Raw genomic sequence first — 17,512 nt, 5'->3', positions numbered from 1 at the left:
AAATGTTAAAATTATTAAGCTTATCTTTGCGGGCTAATAATTGATTATGATTTATATTACTCGTAGAGAGCGTTTTAGTGCCGCCCATAAATTATATCGTGACGACTGGAGCTTGGAAGAAAACGAAGCGACCTTCGGTAAATGCAGCAATCCTAATTGGCATGGTCATAACTATGAGCTCTTTGTTACTATCAAGGGAGAGATCGACCCAACTACGGGGTTTGTGATGGATTTACGTATCCTTAAAAATATCATTCTACAACATGTTGTAGAAAAACTAGATCACCGAAACATAAATTTGGATGTAGATTTTATGGAAGGGAAAATGGCCTCCACAGAAGTTCTTGCTCTAGAAATCTTTAACCAATTGAAAAACCCGATCGAAGCCGCAGGCGCGAAACTTCATAGTATAAAACTTCAGGAAACCGAAAACAATTCGGTGGAATATTTTGGAAACTAAAATTAATAAGGAACAATCCGATGAATATTAACAATAACGAGGCTCCTTTGGATGACGATGAACTGGATGGTTATGTAAAAATTGATCGTTATAATACCGATAAGGTTGAAAGTATCGCCAGTCATTATGAAGATATTCTTTCTCAACTTGGCGAAAACCCAAAACGCCAAGGCTTATTGAAAACACCGGAAAGAATTGCTAAGGCGCTGCAATATTTAACCCATGGTTATGATGTTGATCCTGCTGCAATCTTAAAAAGTGCGATGTTTGAAGAAGATTATAGCCAAATGGTGGTCGTAAAAGATATAGAGGTTTATTCCATGTGCGAACATCACCTATTACCCTTCTTCGGAAAAGCACACATCGCCTATATTCCGAAAGGGCACATTGTTGGGCTTAGCAAAATACCTCGAGTGGTGGACGCTTTCGCCCGTCGCTTACAGGTACAGGAAAGACTGACGAACGAAATACGGGATTGTATTCAAGAAACCCTTAATCCGGCAGGAGTGGCCGTGGTAATCGAATGTAAACACCTATGTATGGCAATGCGAGGTATTCAAAAACAGAACTCCGTTACGACTACTTCTGCCTTTACGGGAGAATTTGCACATGAGCGCACGCGAGCTGAGTTTTTACGATTGATAACCGCTAGCCTCGACTAGTGTTTCAGTGTTCTTTTATCTTTAAACTATACATTAAAACATCATAAACGAATGAAGAAAGCCTATTTATTCCCTGGACAAGGAGCGCAATTTGTAGGAATGGGAAAGGATCTTTATGCATATAAAGAAAGTACCCGCAATCTATTTGAACAGGCAAATGAAATCTTAGGTTTCCGTATCACGGATATTATGTTCGATGGAACCGAAGACGATCTTAAAAGGACCAATGTTACGCAACCTGCTATTTTTTTACATTCGGTTATTCTAGCTAAAGCATTGGGCGATCAGTTTGATCCACATATGGTGGCCGGTCACTCATTAGGCGAGTTTTCCGCCCTTGTTGCCACGCAAGCTTTAAGCTTTGAAGATGGTCTCACTTTGGTATCGCAAAGAGCCAATGCGATGCAAAAAGCGTGTGAAATCCAGCCGTCTACCATGGCAGCTATTTTAGGACTTGATGATTTTACGGTGGAAGATATTTGCCAGCGCGTCAGCGATGTGGTTGTGCCTGCAAATTATAATTGTCCAGGACAATTGGTTATATCCGGGACAATAGAAGGAGTTGAGAAAGCTTGTGAATTGTTGTTGCAGGCGGGCGCTAAAAGAGCCCTTAAATTAAACGTTGGCGGAGCTTTTCATTCTCCCCTGATGGAAACTGCTAGGGTGGAGCTTCAAAATGCGATTCAAAAAGTATCAATCAAAGAACCGATTTGCACGATTTATCAAAATATAGATGCGAAAGCTTATACTGATCCAGCTAAAATTAAAGAGAATCTTATTGCTCAATTAACCGGCGCAGTAAAATGGACACAAACAATTGAAAACATGTTGGCTGATGGGGCTACATCCTTTATAGAAGTTGGTCCGGGAAATGTATTACAGGGGCTGGTAAAAAAGGTGAATAGACAAGCAGATACTTCTGCTGCCAATCTCGCTTAAGTTTACGGTCGCATATTATTTTTATGCCTCATACGTTTTCTTTATACGTATGAGGTTTTTTTATATTTTTACCAAAAGCAATACGTTCTACTTTGAATAACTCTTTAAAAATACGGGTATTACTTCTGGTACTGACTCTCTGCTTCATCGGTACGGCGCTTACAATTCATTTAACTTTTAGAAAGGAAGAGATTTTACGGATCGAAGCGAAACGGATCGAGCAAAATCTGCACAAAAAGGAGCTTTTTATAAAAGCCTTTCTTAAAGATAGTGCTAGCTTTAACGCCCTTAAAGATATTCAAAACAATGAAAAGTTGACTGCTCATGTTGTTGAGTATTTTGGCGAAACGAAAAAAGTTCTTGTATATACTTATTCAAATAGCGAATTAACTTTTTGGGGTTCAGATAAAATCGTTCCACAATCAGATGCAGGATTGCCTGAAGGAAGCTCATTAATTGTTGCAGATAATGGCTCTTATGAAGCAATTAAAAGGTCGAAAGGGGGCTTTTCTGTCGTGTGTTTAATTCCCATCAAATCACATTACGCATTAAAAAACAGTTACCTGAACGAAGACTTCTCGCCTGACCTGATTCATAGTCAAAACCTCACGATTGCAAATTACGACGACAACCCGGTTTATAATATACGAAGCAGCGATGGTAAATACTTGTTCTCAGTAAAACTGAAACAACAAACGTACAATACACTCTTTTCTAAACTAGAATTGGCGATGTGGCTTGCGGCCATGTTTTTTGCAACGATTTTGATGAACAGCGTTTGTGCTTGGATGGCAGGAAAGGGTAAAGTTAAGTTGTCCGCTTTGGTTTTTCTGCTGTTCTTCATTCTTACCAGATATCTCGATTTATCTAATGGCTTGCTCGCCACTCACTTCTTTAATGAAATTTTCGATCCCAAATACTATGCATCGAGCTTTGTTTTTCCGTCTTTAGGAGCCTTTTTACTGAACGTAATAGCTGCCGCCTGGTTTATGTGCTATGTTTACAATTATCGCTTTCAGCTTTTCGTAAAGAGACCGTCAACGAATACCTTCCTCAAGGTTATCTTTTTTGCACTTGCATCGTTGCTCATTTACTTAATCTGTTCCCAAATTGTTCAGGTCTTTGGAGGGTTGATCGGCAATTCTAATATCCAATTTGATGTTACTAATATATTAAAACTCAATGTTTTCAGCTGGCTTGGAATTTCTGCTTTATGCCTGGTTATACTCAACCTGCATCTTTTGCTGGAAGTCTTAATGGCCGTAAGTTTAAGTTTTGATATCCATAAACGCCAATGGTTCACCTTATTTTTTATCCTACTTATTATTTATGGAGGTACCCTTTTCTTCATAAATGAATTAACCGTATCCTTTTTCCTCTTTAGTAGCGTTATTTTGCTTCGGGCGCTGACTTTCTTCAGTCAGAAAGATTTTAACCTCGTCATATTTATTACTACCCTTTTACTCTTTGCAGGGATTGCCTCCTTGAATCAGACTCGATTTATTAACGATAAGGAACTGGAAACACAAAAATTAATTTTACAACGCCTAGAATCTGCTGACGATCCAGATGCCGTATTTATTTTCTATAGTATAGAAAATACCGTTGCAAAGGATCATTATCTAATAAATTATTTTTCACAACCTCAAAAATATAATGTTCATGTATTAAATGATTACATCAAACAGACCTATTTTAGCGGTTACCTATCACGTTATGAATTCAACATCTATGAGTTGAAAAAAAACTTTACCGATGATGTTAAAAATGTACAAAAACTCGCTTATTATAAACAAAAGGTAGAATCAGGGTCTATTAAGGTGTCAGAATATTTTTATCGCATCAATAATAATTTCGGAAGCCTGTTGTATTTCGGTTTAATTCCCATTATTGTTGATGGAAAAGAGGTTGGCACGGCATTAATCGAATTAACTAGTAAAGCCTTTGAGCGTTATGTATCCTTCCCCGAAATACTGAGTAACGGCCGACTTAATAAGCAAGAAAACTTGGAGCAATATTCCTTTGCTCTTTATCGAAACGGAAAATTAGTCAATCAATTTGGTGATCACCTTTTTTCCGAGAACGATCGTGATTATCCCAAAGATCGCTTCCAATTCATTCGAATAAATACAACAAATGGGGGCGGAGAACTTATGTATCGACCCAATGACCATATATTGATGGTGTTGAGTAAAGATCGACAGGGCCTTTGGATGCAACTAGCCTCTTTGTCCTTTTTATTCCTCGTACTACTTGTTTTTGCCATTACCGTTTATGCTTCCCAATGGCTGATTATCACCTTTAAAAATTATGACTTTAGCTTTCGAACGGTAAGACGTTCTTTTTGGATCACCCAAAATAAAATCCTCTATAGAACACGTATACAGGCGTTTGTTGTATCAGCCGTTGTCATTACATTAATTATTGCCGGCGCCATTACTTTCTTTAGTGTAAGTAATCAATATGTACATCAACAGGAAATAAATACCGTTAAACGTATTAATCAAATGGTTTCAGGTTTAGAAACCATTACATCCGGACTTGAGTCTTCAGCATTTAAAAACCCCGAAGCGAAAAATCCCGAAATTGAAAAAGATCTTTATAATACCGCAACCTCAAACGCTACGGATATCAGCCTTTATAATACAGAGGGTGTTTTATTCTATACAACACAAAGTAAAATCTATGATCTCGGTCTAACATCAAAACATATGAATGCGAAAGCTTGGTTACATATGTCCAAATTTAGGCGATCTGAATATTTCCATAAAGAGGTAATCGGTAATCTAGAATACCCGGTCGCTTATGCACCTATAAAAAATGATCAGGACGAAACAATCGCCTATCTGAGTCTCCCTTATTTTTCTGATGAAAAAGAATTTGCAGAACGTATCGGGATGCTATTAAGTACACTCATAAATATTTATGCGCTCGTCATCGTCGCTTTAGGTCTGTTCGCCGTATTTATCGCTAACCGAATAACTTCACCTCTAAGCCTCGTTCAAAGAAGTTTGGCAAAAACTTCTATCGGAAAAACGAATGAGCCCATATTCTGGAAGAGAAATGATGAGATCGGCTCTTTGATCAAAGAATACAATAACATGATTGCCGCGCTGGAGGTAAGTGCAAACAAAATAGCCCAATCTGAGAGAGAGTCCGCTTGGAGGGAAATGGCCAAACAGGTAGCACATGAAATCAAAAACCCTTTAACACCTTTAAAACTTGGCGTACAACTACTTGAACGCTCCTGGAAGGAAGATGACCCTAATTTTGATCAAAAATTCAAGCGCTTTAGTAAATCTTTTATAGAACAGATCGACAGCCTATCAACTATTGCCTCTGAGTTTTCAAATTTTGCTAAAATGCCCGACACACAACTTGAAGATGTTGATATAAATGATACCATAGAAAAAGTTATCCCCATATACAACAATACTGCCGCCGTTGAGATTTCTTTCAATTATCATGGGGAAGGATCTGTAGTAGTAAGAGGCGATAAAGACCAACTTAGAAGGTCTTTCAGCAACCTAATTAAAAACGCCATCGAAGCCAAAGCTGGTCGGGGAAAATGCTTGATTCATATCTCAATGAAAAGAAATAATTCCTTATTAATTATCGCCATTAAAGACAACGGGAATGGGATAGACGAGCAAGTTCGGGACCGCATCTTCCAACCAAATTTTACAACAAAAAGCTCTGGTACTGGTTTAGGACTGGCTTTCGTCAAACAGACCATTGAAAGTATGAAAGGTTCGATCAGCTACTCAACAGAAATCGGCAAAGGAACCACCTTTTTTATTGAAATACCATTATAAATCAACGATTAGGTCAGTCGAATCGTTCCTTTTCCCATGGTCCCTCTGTTCGTATATAACACAATGGTGTAAGTTCCTGGCTTGAAATTTTCAACCCCCCTCCATTCAATGGTATAAAGCTTCCCATCGTTCAAAAATTCTATGCCTGTTTTATCGGTGTATTGCATTTCTACACCGTCTACTTCAAAAATATTGTTCTCCGTAATCAGCAGATTTCCATTTGGCTCGATTACTCTAATGTAGACATCATATATCGCCTCTTTCGCAATTGGATTGTCCGCGATACTAAATTCTATTTTTAATTTATCGGTTCGCCTGGCTTTACTCTCAACATTTTCACTCCCGCTCTTTCGTTCTCTGATCCCATTCACATTAATTGAGGAAAGCTTGAGTGCTGAAGCAATCTCTACTTTATGCTCGAGCATACTATTGATACTTTCCAGCTCACTTGCCTTCTCCCTTACTGTATTAACGTTTGCTTTCAAACGATCTCGTTCCGATATTAGCAGGGCATTTTCGCTTTTCAGTTGTTCTATATCTTTTGTATACCGGGAAACTGCCCCTTTCAATTTCGCAATTTCTTCTCGCGCTTTTTGAAGTGCTGTCCGATCCAGTTCATTTTGCGTTAATTTTGCGCGCAATTCCTCTATCTTTGTCCTTGCATTGTTCTGAGCTGCCTTTAATGACTCCGTCAAATCCACGTTCTCGTTGGTAACACGATCTAATTCGACCTCTATTCTGTCCAACTCCGTCTCCATTTGAATTCTTTCGCTCAGGATCGTTGTCTGTTGCTCACTTGAACTCTTATATTTAACATAAAAGTAAATGTTGGTGGCCAATAAAGCCAAAATAGCGAAAATGAAAAAGTAAATCTTTGGATTGTCCTTTCCCCGTTCCTGTAAACCATCTGTTTGCGGATTGGCACGATGCTGACTACTATCTGTTTGAGCAGAAGGTTTATAGACTATATCATTCTCTTCCATTTTTTGTCACATTTAAACGTTAGGCTCAAAACGATAAGCAAAAATTGTTCCAACAACAATTATTTTATAAAAACCCCTTTCCCGATCTCTTTTCATGTGATAAACAGGTATTTGTACTAATATCAATACATACAAAAATATTGACGCAAACACTTTTATTCAGGGATTTCACTTTTAATATAAATACACATCCGTCCAAACGTTAAATAATAATTAGGAAATATGGGAGCTCCGTTGGTCGGTTTTACTTAAAAAATACGCTTTCATCTATGTGTTAAATCGATCCATGTTTTAGGTCAGAAAGTCGACAGTCATTTTGTTTTAATATTAAGTTTATTAGTCAACTCTTTCACCATTACATTCTTCGGTTCTTTATGATATAAGGATAAGAACAGGAGTAAAAAATAAACTAATTAAAATCTTTCTTCCTTTTAAAAGCGAAATCCCTGCATTTTTACCCATTTTTTTTTCTCGTACTCAAAGCTATACTTATCTTTACAACTTTTTATAAAAGAAAAGCGGCTGAAAACAAATACGATATACTTGATGAATATTTCCCCTCGCAATAAACTATTAGGTTCTCTATTTTACCTTCTCTCATTTCTTTGCTTGACAGTGCAGGCGCAAAACACAGATCTTATTCCCAAAAGAGAATTAAGAGGTGTTTGGGTATCCACTGTTGTCAATATTGATTGGCCTAGTAAAGCCGGCTTACCGTCCGAGACACAAAAACAAGAGCTCTTGCGCCTCCTAGATGCCCATCAGCGCGCGGGGATCAATGCCATATTCTTACAAGTTAGGCCCTCTGCCGATGCAATCTATGCAAGAGGAAAAGAACTATGGTCGCGTTTCCTGACAGGGAGCCAAGGACAAGCGCCAAACCCTTTATATGATCCTTTAGACTTTGCCATACAGGAGGCCCATAATAGAGGTATGGAATTACACGCATGGTTTAATCCTTATCGTGCTACATTCGACCTAAACGAAACAAATGTTAGTCCCCATCATATTACGAAACAACATCCCGATTGGTTTTTTACCTATGCGGGAAAGAAACTCTTTAACCCCGGCATACCAGAGGTTCAAAAATATATCGTAGAGGTCATTATGTCCGTTGTTAAAAACTATGATATTGATGGGGTTCACTTTGACGATTACTTTTATCCTTACCCAGCCGGAGGACAATCTATTCCCGATGCAAACACATTTCAACGTTATGGAAAGGGGTTCTCAAGAATAGATGATTGGCGAAGAAATAATGTCAATGAACTAATAAAAACCTTGGCCGATAGTGTGCATCACGAAAAAAGATATATGAAATTTGGCGTTAGCCCCTTTGGCATCTGGCAGAATAAGAAACAACACCCGGAGGGTTCTGAAACTTCCGGGTTAAGCGGCTATTCACAATTGTATGCGGATGCGAGGACCTGGCTTCAAAATGGTTGGGTAGACTATATCAATCCACAGATTTATTTCCCCTTCAATAATCGTGCTGCTGCTTATGAAATCCTGATTGATTGGTGGAGTGCCAATGGCTATGGTAAGCACATCTATATAGGGCAAGCCGCTTATCGAGCAGCAGATAATGCAACGGGGTGGAGGGACAGACGCCAACTGCCAAATCAGATTCGGCACTTAAGGAAGTTTCCTACAATACAGGGCAGTGTTTATTTTAGCTCCAAGTCCCTTGTAAATAACCTCGGTGGCTTTAGAGATTCCCTGCAATATAATTTTTATCGCTATAAGTCTCTACAACCAACGATGCCTTGGCTGGACAGTATACCGCCTCTGGCTCCTCAAAACCTTCTATACCATAATTTAAATACGGGCGGGGTCTCCTTAAGATGGGACAAGCCGCTACCTGCAACAGATGGAGAAACAGCTTATGGCTACGTAATATATCGATTTAATGAAGGTGAAGCAATTAATCTAAATAACGCACAGAATATCCTGGAAATAATTTTTGATACCAATCGTACATTTTATACCGATCAGTCTGTTAGGGGAGGTTCGCAATATACCTATATAATAACCGCCATCGACCGCTTAAAAAATGAAAGCGGACCTTCGAATATGCAAACGACTATTCCAAATTGATCAAATGGCCGCTATTAAAATTTAGGACCGATAGATTTGCATAAGTTGGAGGGTTTCAAGGGCCATTTGCTCATTGTAATCGGCCGTGAGCTTCTTGTGATTGATGAGATCTACAATGGTTCCAATATAACAAAAGCCAAACGTTAAAAGAAACAGGATTCCCATACCTATTTGTTTTAGCATAAAGCGTTGGATCCCTGCAATGCCCAGAAAGCCGATGAGCGTCATCAACATGACTTCCTGTGTTCCTTTTCTTTTTCCTTTATATAGAAAAAGAAATTCTTCTGCGTTTTCTTCCTTAATAGTCTGTAAGGCGCTGCGTAAAAATATCATCTCCTCCGGAGTAATATCTGGGATCATCATAAAGATTTTTTGCTCTTTCATCGCTTTGTGTTTAATAATGTTTCCTCTATAAAAAGCCTCTAACTTTGAGCTTAAAACGGAGCAATTGTTACAGACGCTCGACCGCGAGAAACATTGCATATCTAATTTTGTTCCCTTTCTTGATCGAACTCACTTTCGATAAGATTTCGGATCAATCGCTTTAGGCGACCAGTTCTCCAAAAATTCAAGCACTTTTTTTGTACTATGCCCTTTCCCTTCCTCTAAATAGGCACTATTCTGGGTATGAAGCCGATTTCCCTCGCCATCTAAAATCACAAATACAGGAAAACCAAATCGTTGTGGATAACCGAGCAAAGCTAACACATCCTCGTTTTTATTTTCCTTGCTATAATTCACATGAACTATTTCGTAATTAGCCTGTATATAGTTTTTCAAGGTATCATTGCCCGTAACAAGTTCGTTGAAACGCAAACACCAAACGCACCAGTTTCCTCCTATTTGTAAAAAAACATGTTTTCCTTCGTTTTTTGCCTTTTCGACAGCCGCTTTTATTTCTGATTGAGCATTCGCTTCAGGATGATAGAGTTTTTTCTTTGCCTGTTGGGCAGCGACTTGCGAAACAAAAACAGCACAAATAAAGATTATAATAAGGATTTTCTTCATCGCTCTGAATAAATTTACGTATTTTACAAAGTAAAGTGTTTTGTTTAATATGGCCAATATTCCTCCTGTAAAAATACTAAAGGCCTCGGCCGGATCTGGAAAAACTTTTAGCTTAACTGCACACTATATCAGTTTATTGTTCGGCAAGAAAATTCATTTTTCGGAAATTCTGGCCGTCACTTTTACCAATAAGGCAACAGCCGAGATGAAACACCGCATTCTAAATGTCATCGAAGGTCTGGCATTAGCGAGTGAGGAGGTAGAATCTTATCGCATTATTATAATGAAGACCTATCCAGAACTATCTAGGGTGGATTTACAGCTAAAAGCTAAGGAAGTTTACAGACAAATTCTACATAATTATAGTCGATTTGCTATTAGCACAATTGATGGCTTTTACCAAAAAATTATTAGAAGTTTTAGTTTCGAACTTGGTTTAAATGCAGCCTATCGCTTGGAGATGAACAGTGATCGGGTCAAACAGAGCTTGGTTTCACGTCTTAATAAATTATTGAATGATCGTGACGACCTATTGCAATGGATCATTAATTATGCTAGAAAGCAAATAGAAAACGATCGCAGTTGGAATTATACAACCGTACTGAAGAAACTGGCAGATGAGCTCTTCAAAGAACATTTTCATCCTTTTAACGAGGCCGTTTCCAAGTTAAGTGAAGCAGATCGACAAGTAGTCTTTACCACGATGGAAGCCCTTTCGGAGGAAATTATTCTCCGTTTTGAGAGAGAAATGGACCACCTATTAAAAAAGGCAACCGACATATTTAATCGTGCGGGAGTGTCAAGTGATCTATTCCTGCGTAAGTCCCAAAATTTAATTGCCAAAATACCGTCCTTGAGTTCTGATAATTTAGAGGCTGTCGACAAGTTTGCTGAATATATAGATAATCCCGAAAAATGGCAAAAAAATGGCCTTAGTGGTGCGGTCTCCGATTTATACAATCAGTTGAACCCTCATTTACATCAACTTCTAAATTATAAACAGGAACATAGTCGCACTTACTTTTTAGCAAAAGCGGTTCAAGCTAATTTTTACTACTTGCGTCTGCTAAAAGAAATGAGTGTGCTGCTTGCTGAATATAGAGAAGAGAACGCGGTGTCTCTTATTAGTGATGCACAAAATCTTTTGAGAGAAATCAACAGATATCAAGATCAAAACATTTCCTTCATCTACGAGAAAGTGGGAAATCGCTATAAGTATTTCTTATTCGATGAATTTCAAGATACATCTGCGAATCAATGGCAAAATTTTAAACCTTTGCTGGTCAATGCACTCGCTAGTGGGGGAGGAAATCAATCCATTCCTCATCATCTAATAGTTGGAGACGTCAAACAAAGTATTTATCGGTGGCGAAATGGTGACTGGAGAATTCTTCAATACCAATCGGGGAAGGATTTGGGAGCGCATTACATTAGTTTCCACACGCTTCAAGAGAATTACCGAAGTCTTTCCCATATTATAGAATTCAATAACTTTTTATTTACCCAAGCTCCAAAACTTTTACAGCAAATAATAAACGATAAGATTTACAATGAAATAGGCGACAGCTTGTACAATTCCTGGTGGCAGCCAGCTGGATATGCACAGATATTAACCGACGCTTACCAAGAAACCGTTCAAAAAATTCCTTCCGGTAGGAACGAAGGAGGGAAAGTTACTGTTTCCTTTTTTCCTGTTACGAGTTCCTTTGCCAAAACACGGACAAAGGAGGTTAAACCAGCAGCCTTAAAAGCCCTAGCCGATACGATTATTACTTGGCTGAGTAATAGTAGATATCAACCCCATCAAATAGGCATTTTGGTTCGGAATAATACAGAAGCTCGTGAAGTTATCGAATATCTGCTGTACATACAGAAAGAATTGGAAGAGTCTCATAAATTTGACGTTATTTCAGGAGATGCACTTTTATTGCTTAACAATCCCGGTATTCGCTTGCTTATTAATACCTTAAGGGCGATGATCACCCCGGCTGAAGAAGCTTCACTTTATCGGGCAAACTGTCTTTACCTTTATCAACAAGTTTGCGGACAAGGGGAAAACGACGACGAAGTGTCATGGTTAAATGCCGCACAATCCGATATTAAAATTTGGGGAAAAATTTTACCAAATATCATCATTAATAATTGGTATGGCTGGCAACAGCTTCCTTTAACAGAACTGATCGAATCTTTAATTCAGGGTTATGAAATCACCAAGGATGAAGCTTCCATACCTTATTTAATTACGTTTAGGGATCTTGTAGCCGAATTCAGTTCCCAAGGCGAACGAGGCATCACTTCGTTCCTAAGCTACTGGGATGAGGAAGGGAAAATGAAAGCACTGCCAGCTAATGAAGGAAGTAATGCTATAGAAATTATGACGATTCATAAGTCCAAGGGTTTGGCCTTCGATGTGGTGATGATCCCTTTCTGTTCCTGGGAGCTTGATGGGATGATTAACAGCAACTTCTGGGTAAACACAAACAATACATCCTACGAAATTCTCCAAAGCGTTCCGGTAAAATATAACAGTATGCTCGCTAAGTCGTCACTCTTTCAAACCTATTTCGAAGAAATGCTCTTTAATTACATGGATGCTTTAAACCTGCTTTATGTAGCAACAACGCGCGCCAGAAAAGAACTTTATATCAGTGCCCCGGATATTAAAGAAGGCAAAGGGAGTGATTCTCTGATTGCTGATTTGCTTCGACAAGTATTAACATTACACAGTGATGAGTTGGGTATCGAATACAACAAGGGCATCATTTATCCATCAACCGATACTTTTAGGGAGGTAAAGCATCCGATCCAACCCCCGATTAGGTATCAGGAAGCTAGTATTGATTACTGGGAAAGTGCCGGCAATCATTATTGGCGTTTTAATAAATTTCCAGTATCAGATTTACTAAAACAAGCACTAGACAATCGAAAAATAAAACGGGAACTGCTTTCGCTGGGCGAACAGAATACAGCAACTAGACAAGGCTTATTACTGCACGAGCTATTATCGCTGACAACAGAAATATCAGATTTTCCAAAACATCTCAACAGGATGCAAAGCGAGGGTCTGATTACAGCAGAAGAACTCATGAAATTACATGAAGAAGCTGTACAACTCCGCAAGAATGAGCATTTGGCAGCGCTTTTAGATAAACCTTACCAAAGCCTCAATGAACAACGAATTATCACAAAGGATGGAAATATATTGCGCCCTGATAAGGTATTGATCGGAACAGACGAAACAATCATATTAGATTTTAAATTTACGGGTATGGAAAACTCTCAGCACATAATCCAAGTGAGAGAATACCAACAAAACTTACAGGAAATGGGTTATCCAAATGTACGTGCTTTTTTATTTTATGCATTCAATAACCGCTTAGTCGAAGTTTAATATTCTTTATTGCGCTCACCATGATCCCTTTTTTAAAAGAAGTCACCAATGATTTAATCGCTCGTTACGGTTCGGATTTAAAAGATATTGCTATTATCTTCAATAATAAGCGTCCGGAAGTCTATATGAAAAAATACCTGGCCGAACGTATCGGGAAACCGATATGGAGTCCGTCTTTTTTTACTATTCAGCAATTTTTTAAGCATGCATTCCTTGAACAAGAAGCGGACAAGTTAACACAAATTTTAACACTTTATCAAGGTTACAATGCTATCCAGGAGCAAAGCGGCGGACAAACAATCAGTATAGAGCGGTTTTATCCGATGGCCGAAACGATCTTAAGTGATTTCGCGCAATTAGATTATGACCTGGTTGATCCAACGGATATATATACTGAATTATATGATATCGCCTTGATCGAAAAGCAATTTCCTCATTTTTCAGAAGAACAGTTGGTATTCATTAGCCAATTCTGGTCAACCTTCAGTGGTGAAAAACAAAGCTACATACAAGATCGGTTTATTGAACTGTGGAAAACGCTTCCCATTCTTTATACCGATTTTCATCAAATGTTAAAAGCCCGCGGATTAGCCACCACTCCGCAATTTTATCGCTCATTTGCTAAAGGGCAGGAGTCCAATCCTTCCTATGTAAAACAGTTTAAACAACTTGTTTTCGTTGGCTTTAACGCATTGAACAAAGCGGAAGTAACCTTATTCAAAAAATGGCAAAAGGAAGAATTAGCCCTTTTTTACTTTGACGTCGATCGTTATTACCTAGACGATGTCCATCAAGAAACCGGTCACTTTATCCGAAAAAACTTAACAATACATGAACTGAAAAACGCGCTTGGTTCTCCCTTCAATCAATTCGAAACACGTAAACAAACTGTTAAAATTGTCCAAACGAAAAGCTATACCGCGCAGGCAAAATTATTAGATAGCTTTCTTGCCGGTAAAAAAAACACAAGCGATGTAAATCAAGGACTAACAGCCGTTCTGCTTGCGGATGAACGTTTGTTGATCCCCGCTTTACAAAGTATTCCTGCTACGGTAGAAACGAATATATCCATGGGCTTTCCTATTTCGCAATCTCCGATTTATGGAATTGTCGACTTGTGGCTAAGAATACAAGAGCAATACGTACTACAAAAAAGAGCGTTCGTTTACTATAAAGATATCGAAATCTTTCTTTCGCATCCGCTTATAGATACACCTCGTTCGGTAAAGGAGCAAATACAACAACTTATATACACCAATCATTATATTAATGTCCCGCTTATTGAGTTACAAGCGGTAACTCAAGCATCTTTCTTTGATAAGCAAACGAATGGAAAAGAATTGATCAGGCATCTGCAAGAAATTATTCGCGAAATTTTTCAAATCAGAAAAGAAGAAGCGCTTTTGACCTATCCTGATGCCGCTATCTTCACGGAGGTATTCCGCGTTCTTAATCAATTATATGATGCGTTAAATACACTTCAATCACTTCGTGTTAATTTTACCATTTCCTTAATTAGAAAATCCCTTCAGGGAATTACAGCAGCAATCGAAGGAGACCCCTTATCAGGCATACAAATTATGGGTCTGCTTGAAACCAGAAACCTTGATTTCAAGGAGCTCTATATTCTGGGTGTAAATGAGGGTATTCTGCCAAAAACAAGTTCTTCGGCCACTTTTATTCCCGATTCCATCCGTCGGGCCCACGGTCTTCCCGTGTTGGAAAACCAGGAAGCTCTTTCTGCTTATCTTTTTTATAGATTGATGCAACGAGCTGACCAGATTACGCTTGTTTATAATGGTCATATTGATGAAAATAGCACCGGTGAAATTAGCCGATTTGTAAAACAACTTCAATTTGAAAGTGATTTCACTTTCATTCAATTAAAACAGCAGCAAACGATTAAGACAAACGAAGTACCCCCAGCTTTGGAAATTAGTAAGTCGAATGCCGTTTGGAATACGCTGGAACGTTATTTTAAACCTAATGCCGATCCAAAACCAGGAATTTCTGCCACTGCATTTACTACTTTTCTTCAATCACCCTTGCTTTTTTTCCTTAAATATATAGCCAAGGTAAAAGAACCTCAATTATTAAGCGAAGATTTTGAAGCAAATAGGGTCGGTTCTATTATTCATGAAATCATGCAATGGTTTTATGAAGAGCTTAAACAAACGAGCCCCTATATAACTGCCCAACGAATAAAAGATCAATTAGCACGTTTGGAACACTTGTGTCTAAGAGCAACAGCGAAAGACTTTTATGGAAATCCAAGCTATTTTGAAACGAATACCCCTTCTAGCATGGAGAAAATCGTGCTTGAAATTGCTAGAGAATATGCACAGATTTTCATTTATCATGATCTAAATATAGCTCCTTTTACAATTATTGAGTTAGAGAACAAAAAAGACTATGTCATTGATTTCCCAATTATTATTAACGGAGAGGAATCATTTGTTAAACTTTATGGAATTATTGATCGGGTGGATGAGAAGGATGGAAAGGTGCGTATTGTAGATTATAAAACCGGGAACGATGCGCTGGATTATACGGATATTGACAGTCTCTTCGACGCAAGCACAGGAAAGTTCAATAAAGCACTTTTACAAACACTGTTTTATACCTATATCTATGAAAAGAAAACCGGGAAGCGCGAAGTAGAGCCTAATCTTTATGTCGCGAGAAAACTACGACAAGAAGGCAGCTTGTTCTATACAAAAACAAGAGGTAGTAAATTTACCTTAACGGGCCCTGGTTTGGACAGTTTCAAAGAGGCATTTGAATTTCGTTTGAAACAAGCTCTCGAAGATCTTTTTGATAAAAAAATACCCTTTAAACATGATGCAAATATCGATTTACCCTATAATGACAACTATCAAGAATTCTTTCAGTCAGGCCTAAATCAAGATACGGAAAATGAAAGCGAATATTAATGAATTAGCCGATAAATACTTCATATTTTCAGTTTTTTAAAGTACTTTTGCGTACAAAATTTGATTTAAACTACATTACTTATATCTAATGAGAGAAATACAGTTCAGAGAAGCACTTCGCGAAGCAATGGTCGAAGAGATGCGCAAAGACGAGAAAATTTTCTTGATGGGCGAAGAAGTTGCTGAATACAATGGTGCCTACAAAGTGAGCCAAGGCATGCTTGAGGAATTCGGAGCTAAGCGTATTATCGATACCCCCATTGCCGAGTTGGGCTTTGCTGGTATCGGTATCGGAGCAGCGATGAAGGGACTTAAACCGATCATTGAGTTTATGACCTTTAATTTTTCATTGGTAGCTATCGACCAAGTGATCAACGGCGCAGCTAAAATCCACTCGATGAGCGGTGGTCAGTATTCTTGTCCCATCGTATTCCGTGGCCCAACAGGAAATGCAGGTCAGTTGGCAGCGCAACACTCACAGAATTTCGAAAATTGGTATGCAAATTGCCCGGGATTAAAAGTTGTTGTTCCCTCAAATCCCTACGATGCAAAAGGCTTATTGAAACAGTCCATTCTAGATCCTGATCCTGTTATCTTCATGGAATCAGAGGTGATGTACGGAGATAAGGGAGAAGTCCCTGAAGAGGAATATTATTTAGAACTTGGAAAAGCCCACAAGATACAAGAAGGAACAGATGTAACCATCGTTTCTTTTGGAAAAATGATTCCAAGAGTCGTCATTCCTGCTGTAGAAGAACTAACAAAAGAAGGTATTTCTGTTGATTTAATCGATTTGAGAACTGTTCGCCCTATTGATTACGCTGCAATTATCGAATCTGTTAAAAAAACAAACAGACTTGTCATCGTAGAAGAAGCTTGGCCATTAGCCTCTATCTCTTCTGAAATAGCATTCAATGTTCAAAAAAATGCATTTGATTATTTAGATGCACCGGTTATTCGCGTTACTTCAGCAGATGTTCCGCTACCTTATGCGCCAACACTTATAGAAGCTGCCTTACCTAGCATTAAAAAAATAGTGGCTGCTGTAAAAGAAGTTTCATACGTAAAATAAGTTTTGTTTAAATAAAATAGAAAGCCTGCCATGATTTATGGCAGGCTTTCTATTTTATACCCATCGTTCTGCTAAAATATCTCCTGGACCCATGCTTTATTACCTGCTTATTTTAATATAGAACGCTTGCTCTTAAAATCTTATGTAGTTAT

General features: G+C 38.3%; 11 protein-coding genes. 8 read left to right on the top strand and 3 right to left on the bottom strand.

The features are described 5' to 3' along the window. The first annotated feature begins 46 nt into the window (after positions 1-46). The 4 genes from RYH73_RS03735 to RYH73_RS03720 all read left to right on the top strand — a co-directional run bounded on the left by RYH73_RS03735 (position 47) and on the right by RYH73_RS03720 (position 5,876). Positions 47-460 (top strand): 6-pyruvoyl trahydropterin synthase family protein, encoded by a 414-nt coding sequence (locus RYH73_RS03735; protein WP_335311923.1) that lies wholly within the window; start codon positions 47-49, stop codon positions 458-460. A 20-nt stretch (positions 461-480) separates the two neighbouring features. Continuing rightward, positions 481-1,122, top strand: coding sequence for a GTP cyclohydrolase I FolE (gene folE, locus RYH73_RS03730; RefSeq protein ID WP_335311922.1), 642 nt, complete (start codon positions 481-483; stop codon positions 1,120-1,122). Positions 1,123-1,173: 51 nt separating this feature from the next. Further along, positions 1,174-2,061, top strand: a complete 888-nt coding sequence (gene fabD / locus RYH73_RS03725) for an ACP S-malonyltransferase (RefSeq protein ID WP_335311921.1) — start codon at positions 1,174-1,176, stop codon at positions 2,059-2,061. 92 nt (positions 2,062-2,153) lie between these two features. Further along, positions 2,154-5,876: a sensor histidine kinase gene (locus RYH73_RS03720; protein ID WP_335311920.1), complete on the top strand. Its 3,723-nt coding sequence runs from the start codon at positions 2,154-2,156 to the stop codon at positions 5,874-5,876. An 8-nt stretch (positions 5,877-5,884) separates the two neighbouring features. Here the strand turns inward: RYH73_RS03720 and RYH73_RS03715 are convergent, their stop codons facing one another. Next, positions 5,885-6,859 carry a hypothetical protein gene (locus tag RYH73_RS03715; RefSeq protein WP_335311919.1) on the bottom strand — a complete coding sequence of 325 codons (975 nt, stop codon included), beginning with the start codon at positions 6,857-6,859 and terminating at the stop codon, positions 5,885-5,887. 546 nt (positions 6,860-7,405) lie between these two features. On the opposite strand from RYH73_RS03715, the gene RYH73_RS03710 reads away from it, so the two are divergent. Continuing rightward, positions 7,406-8,956, top strand: a complete 1,551-nt coding sequence (locus RYH73_RS03710; RefSeq protein ID WP_335311918.1) for a glycoside hydrolase family 10 protein — start codon at positions 7,406-7,408, stop codon at positions 8,954-8,956. Positions 8,957-8,977: 21 nt separating this feature from the next. Here the strand turns inward: RYH73_RS03710 and RYH73_RS03705 are convergent, their stop codons facing one another. After that, complete coding sequence (locus RYH73_RS03705) at positions 8,978-9,340, bottom strand: TM2 domain-containing protein (protein WP_335311917.1); 363 nt, start codon at positions 9,338-9,340, stop codon at positions 8,978-8,980. Between the two features lie 129 nt (positions 9,341-9,469). Then, complete coding sequence (locus RYH73_RS03700) at positions 9,470-9,964, bottom strand: thioredoxin family protein (protein WP_335311916.1); 495 nt, start codon at positions 9,962-9,964, stop codon at positions 9,470-9,472. A 49-nt stretch (positions 9,965-10,013) separates the two neighbouring features. Between RYH73_RS03700 and RYH73_RS03695 the strand changes: the two genes are divergently transcribed. The 3 genes from RYH73_RS03695 (at position 10,014) to RYH73_RS03685 (ending at position 17,360) form a co-directional block, all read left to right on the top strand. Further along, entirely contained in the window at positions 10,014-13,355 is a 3,342-nt protein-coding gene (locus RYH73_RS03695; protein WP_335311915.1) for a UvrD-helicase domain-containing protein, read from the top strand. Positions 13,356-13,375: 20 nt separating this feature from the next. Continuing rightward, positions 13,376-16,288: a PD-(D/E)XK nuclease family protein gene (locus RYH73_RS03690; protein WP_335311914.1), complete on the top strand. Its 2,913-nt coding sequence runs from the start codon at positions 13,376-13,378 to the stop codon at positions 16,286-16,288. 88 nt (positions 16,289-16,376) lie between these two features. Beyond that, positions 16,377-17,360: a pyruvate dehydrogenase complex E1 component subunit beta gene (locus RYH73_RS03685; protein WP_335311913.1), complete on the top strand. Its 984-nt coding sequence runs from the start codon at positions 16,377-16,379 to the stop codon at positions 17,358-17,360. The last annotated feature ends 152 nt before the right edge of the window (positions 17,361-17,512 follow it).

The organism is Olivibacter sp. CPCC 100613, from assembly GCF_036959255.1.
Taxonomy (GTDB): domain Bacteria; phylum Bacteroidota; class Bacteroidia; order Sphingobacteriales; family Sphingobacteriaceae; genus Olivibacter.
This window is presented reverse-complemented; position numbering and strand designations above follow the sequence as displayed.

What these genes read in the sequence shown, in the direction of transcription:
- RYH73_RS03735 (WP_335311923.1), top strand. Translation starts at nt 47, where the DNA reads ATGATTTATATTACTCGTAGAGAGCGTTTTAGTGCCGCCCATAAATTA.
- RYH73_RS03695 (WP_335311915.1), top strand. Translation starts at nt 10,014, where the DNA reads ATGGCCAATATTCCTCCTGTAAAAATACTAAAGGCCTCGGCCGGATCT.
- fabD (WP_335311921.1), top strand. Translation starts at nt 1,174, where the DNA reads ATGAAGAAAGCCTATTTATTCCCTGGACAAGGAGCGCAATTTGTAGGA.
- folE (WP_335311922.1), top strand. Translation starts at nt 481, where the DNA reads ATGAATATTAACAATAACGAGGCTCCTTTGGATGACGATGAACTGGAT.
- RYH73_RS03685 (WP_335311913.1), top strand. Translation starts at nt 16,377, where the DNA reads ATGAGAGAAATACAGTTCAGAGAAGCACTTCGCGAAGCAATGGTCGAA.
- RYH73_RS03690 (WP_335311914.1), top strand. Translation starts at nt 13,376, where the DNA reads ATGATCCCTTTTTTAAAAGAAGTCACCAATGATTTAATCGCTCGTTAC.
- RYH73_RS03715 (WP_335311919.1), bottom strand. Translation starts at nt 6,859, where the DNA reads ATGGAAGAGAATGATATAGTCTATAAACCTTCTGCTCAAACAGATAGT.
- RYH73_RS03700 (WP_335311916.1), bottom strand. Translation starts at nt 9,964, where the DNA reads ATGAAGAAAATCCTTATTATAATCTTTATTTGTGCTGTTTTTGTTTCG.
- RYH73_RS03710 (WP_335311918.1), top strand. Translation starts at nt 7,406, where the DNA reads ATGAATATTTCCCCTCGCAATAAACTATTAGGTTCTCTATTTTACCTT.
- RYH73_RS03705 (WP_335311917.1), bottom strand. Translation starts at nt 9,340, where the DNA reads ATGAAAGAGCAAAAAATCTTTATGATGATCCCAGATATTACTCCGGAG.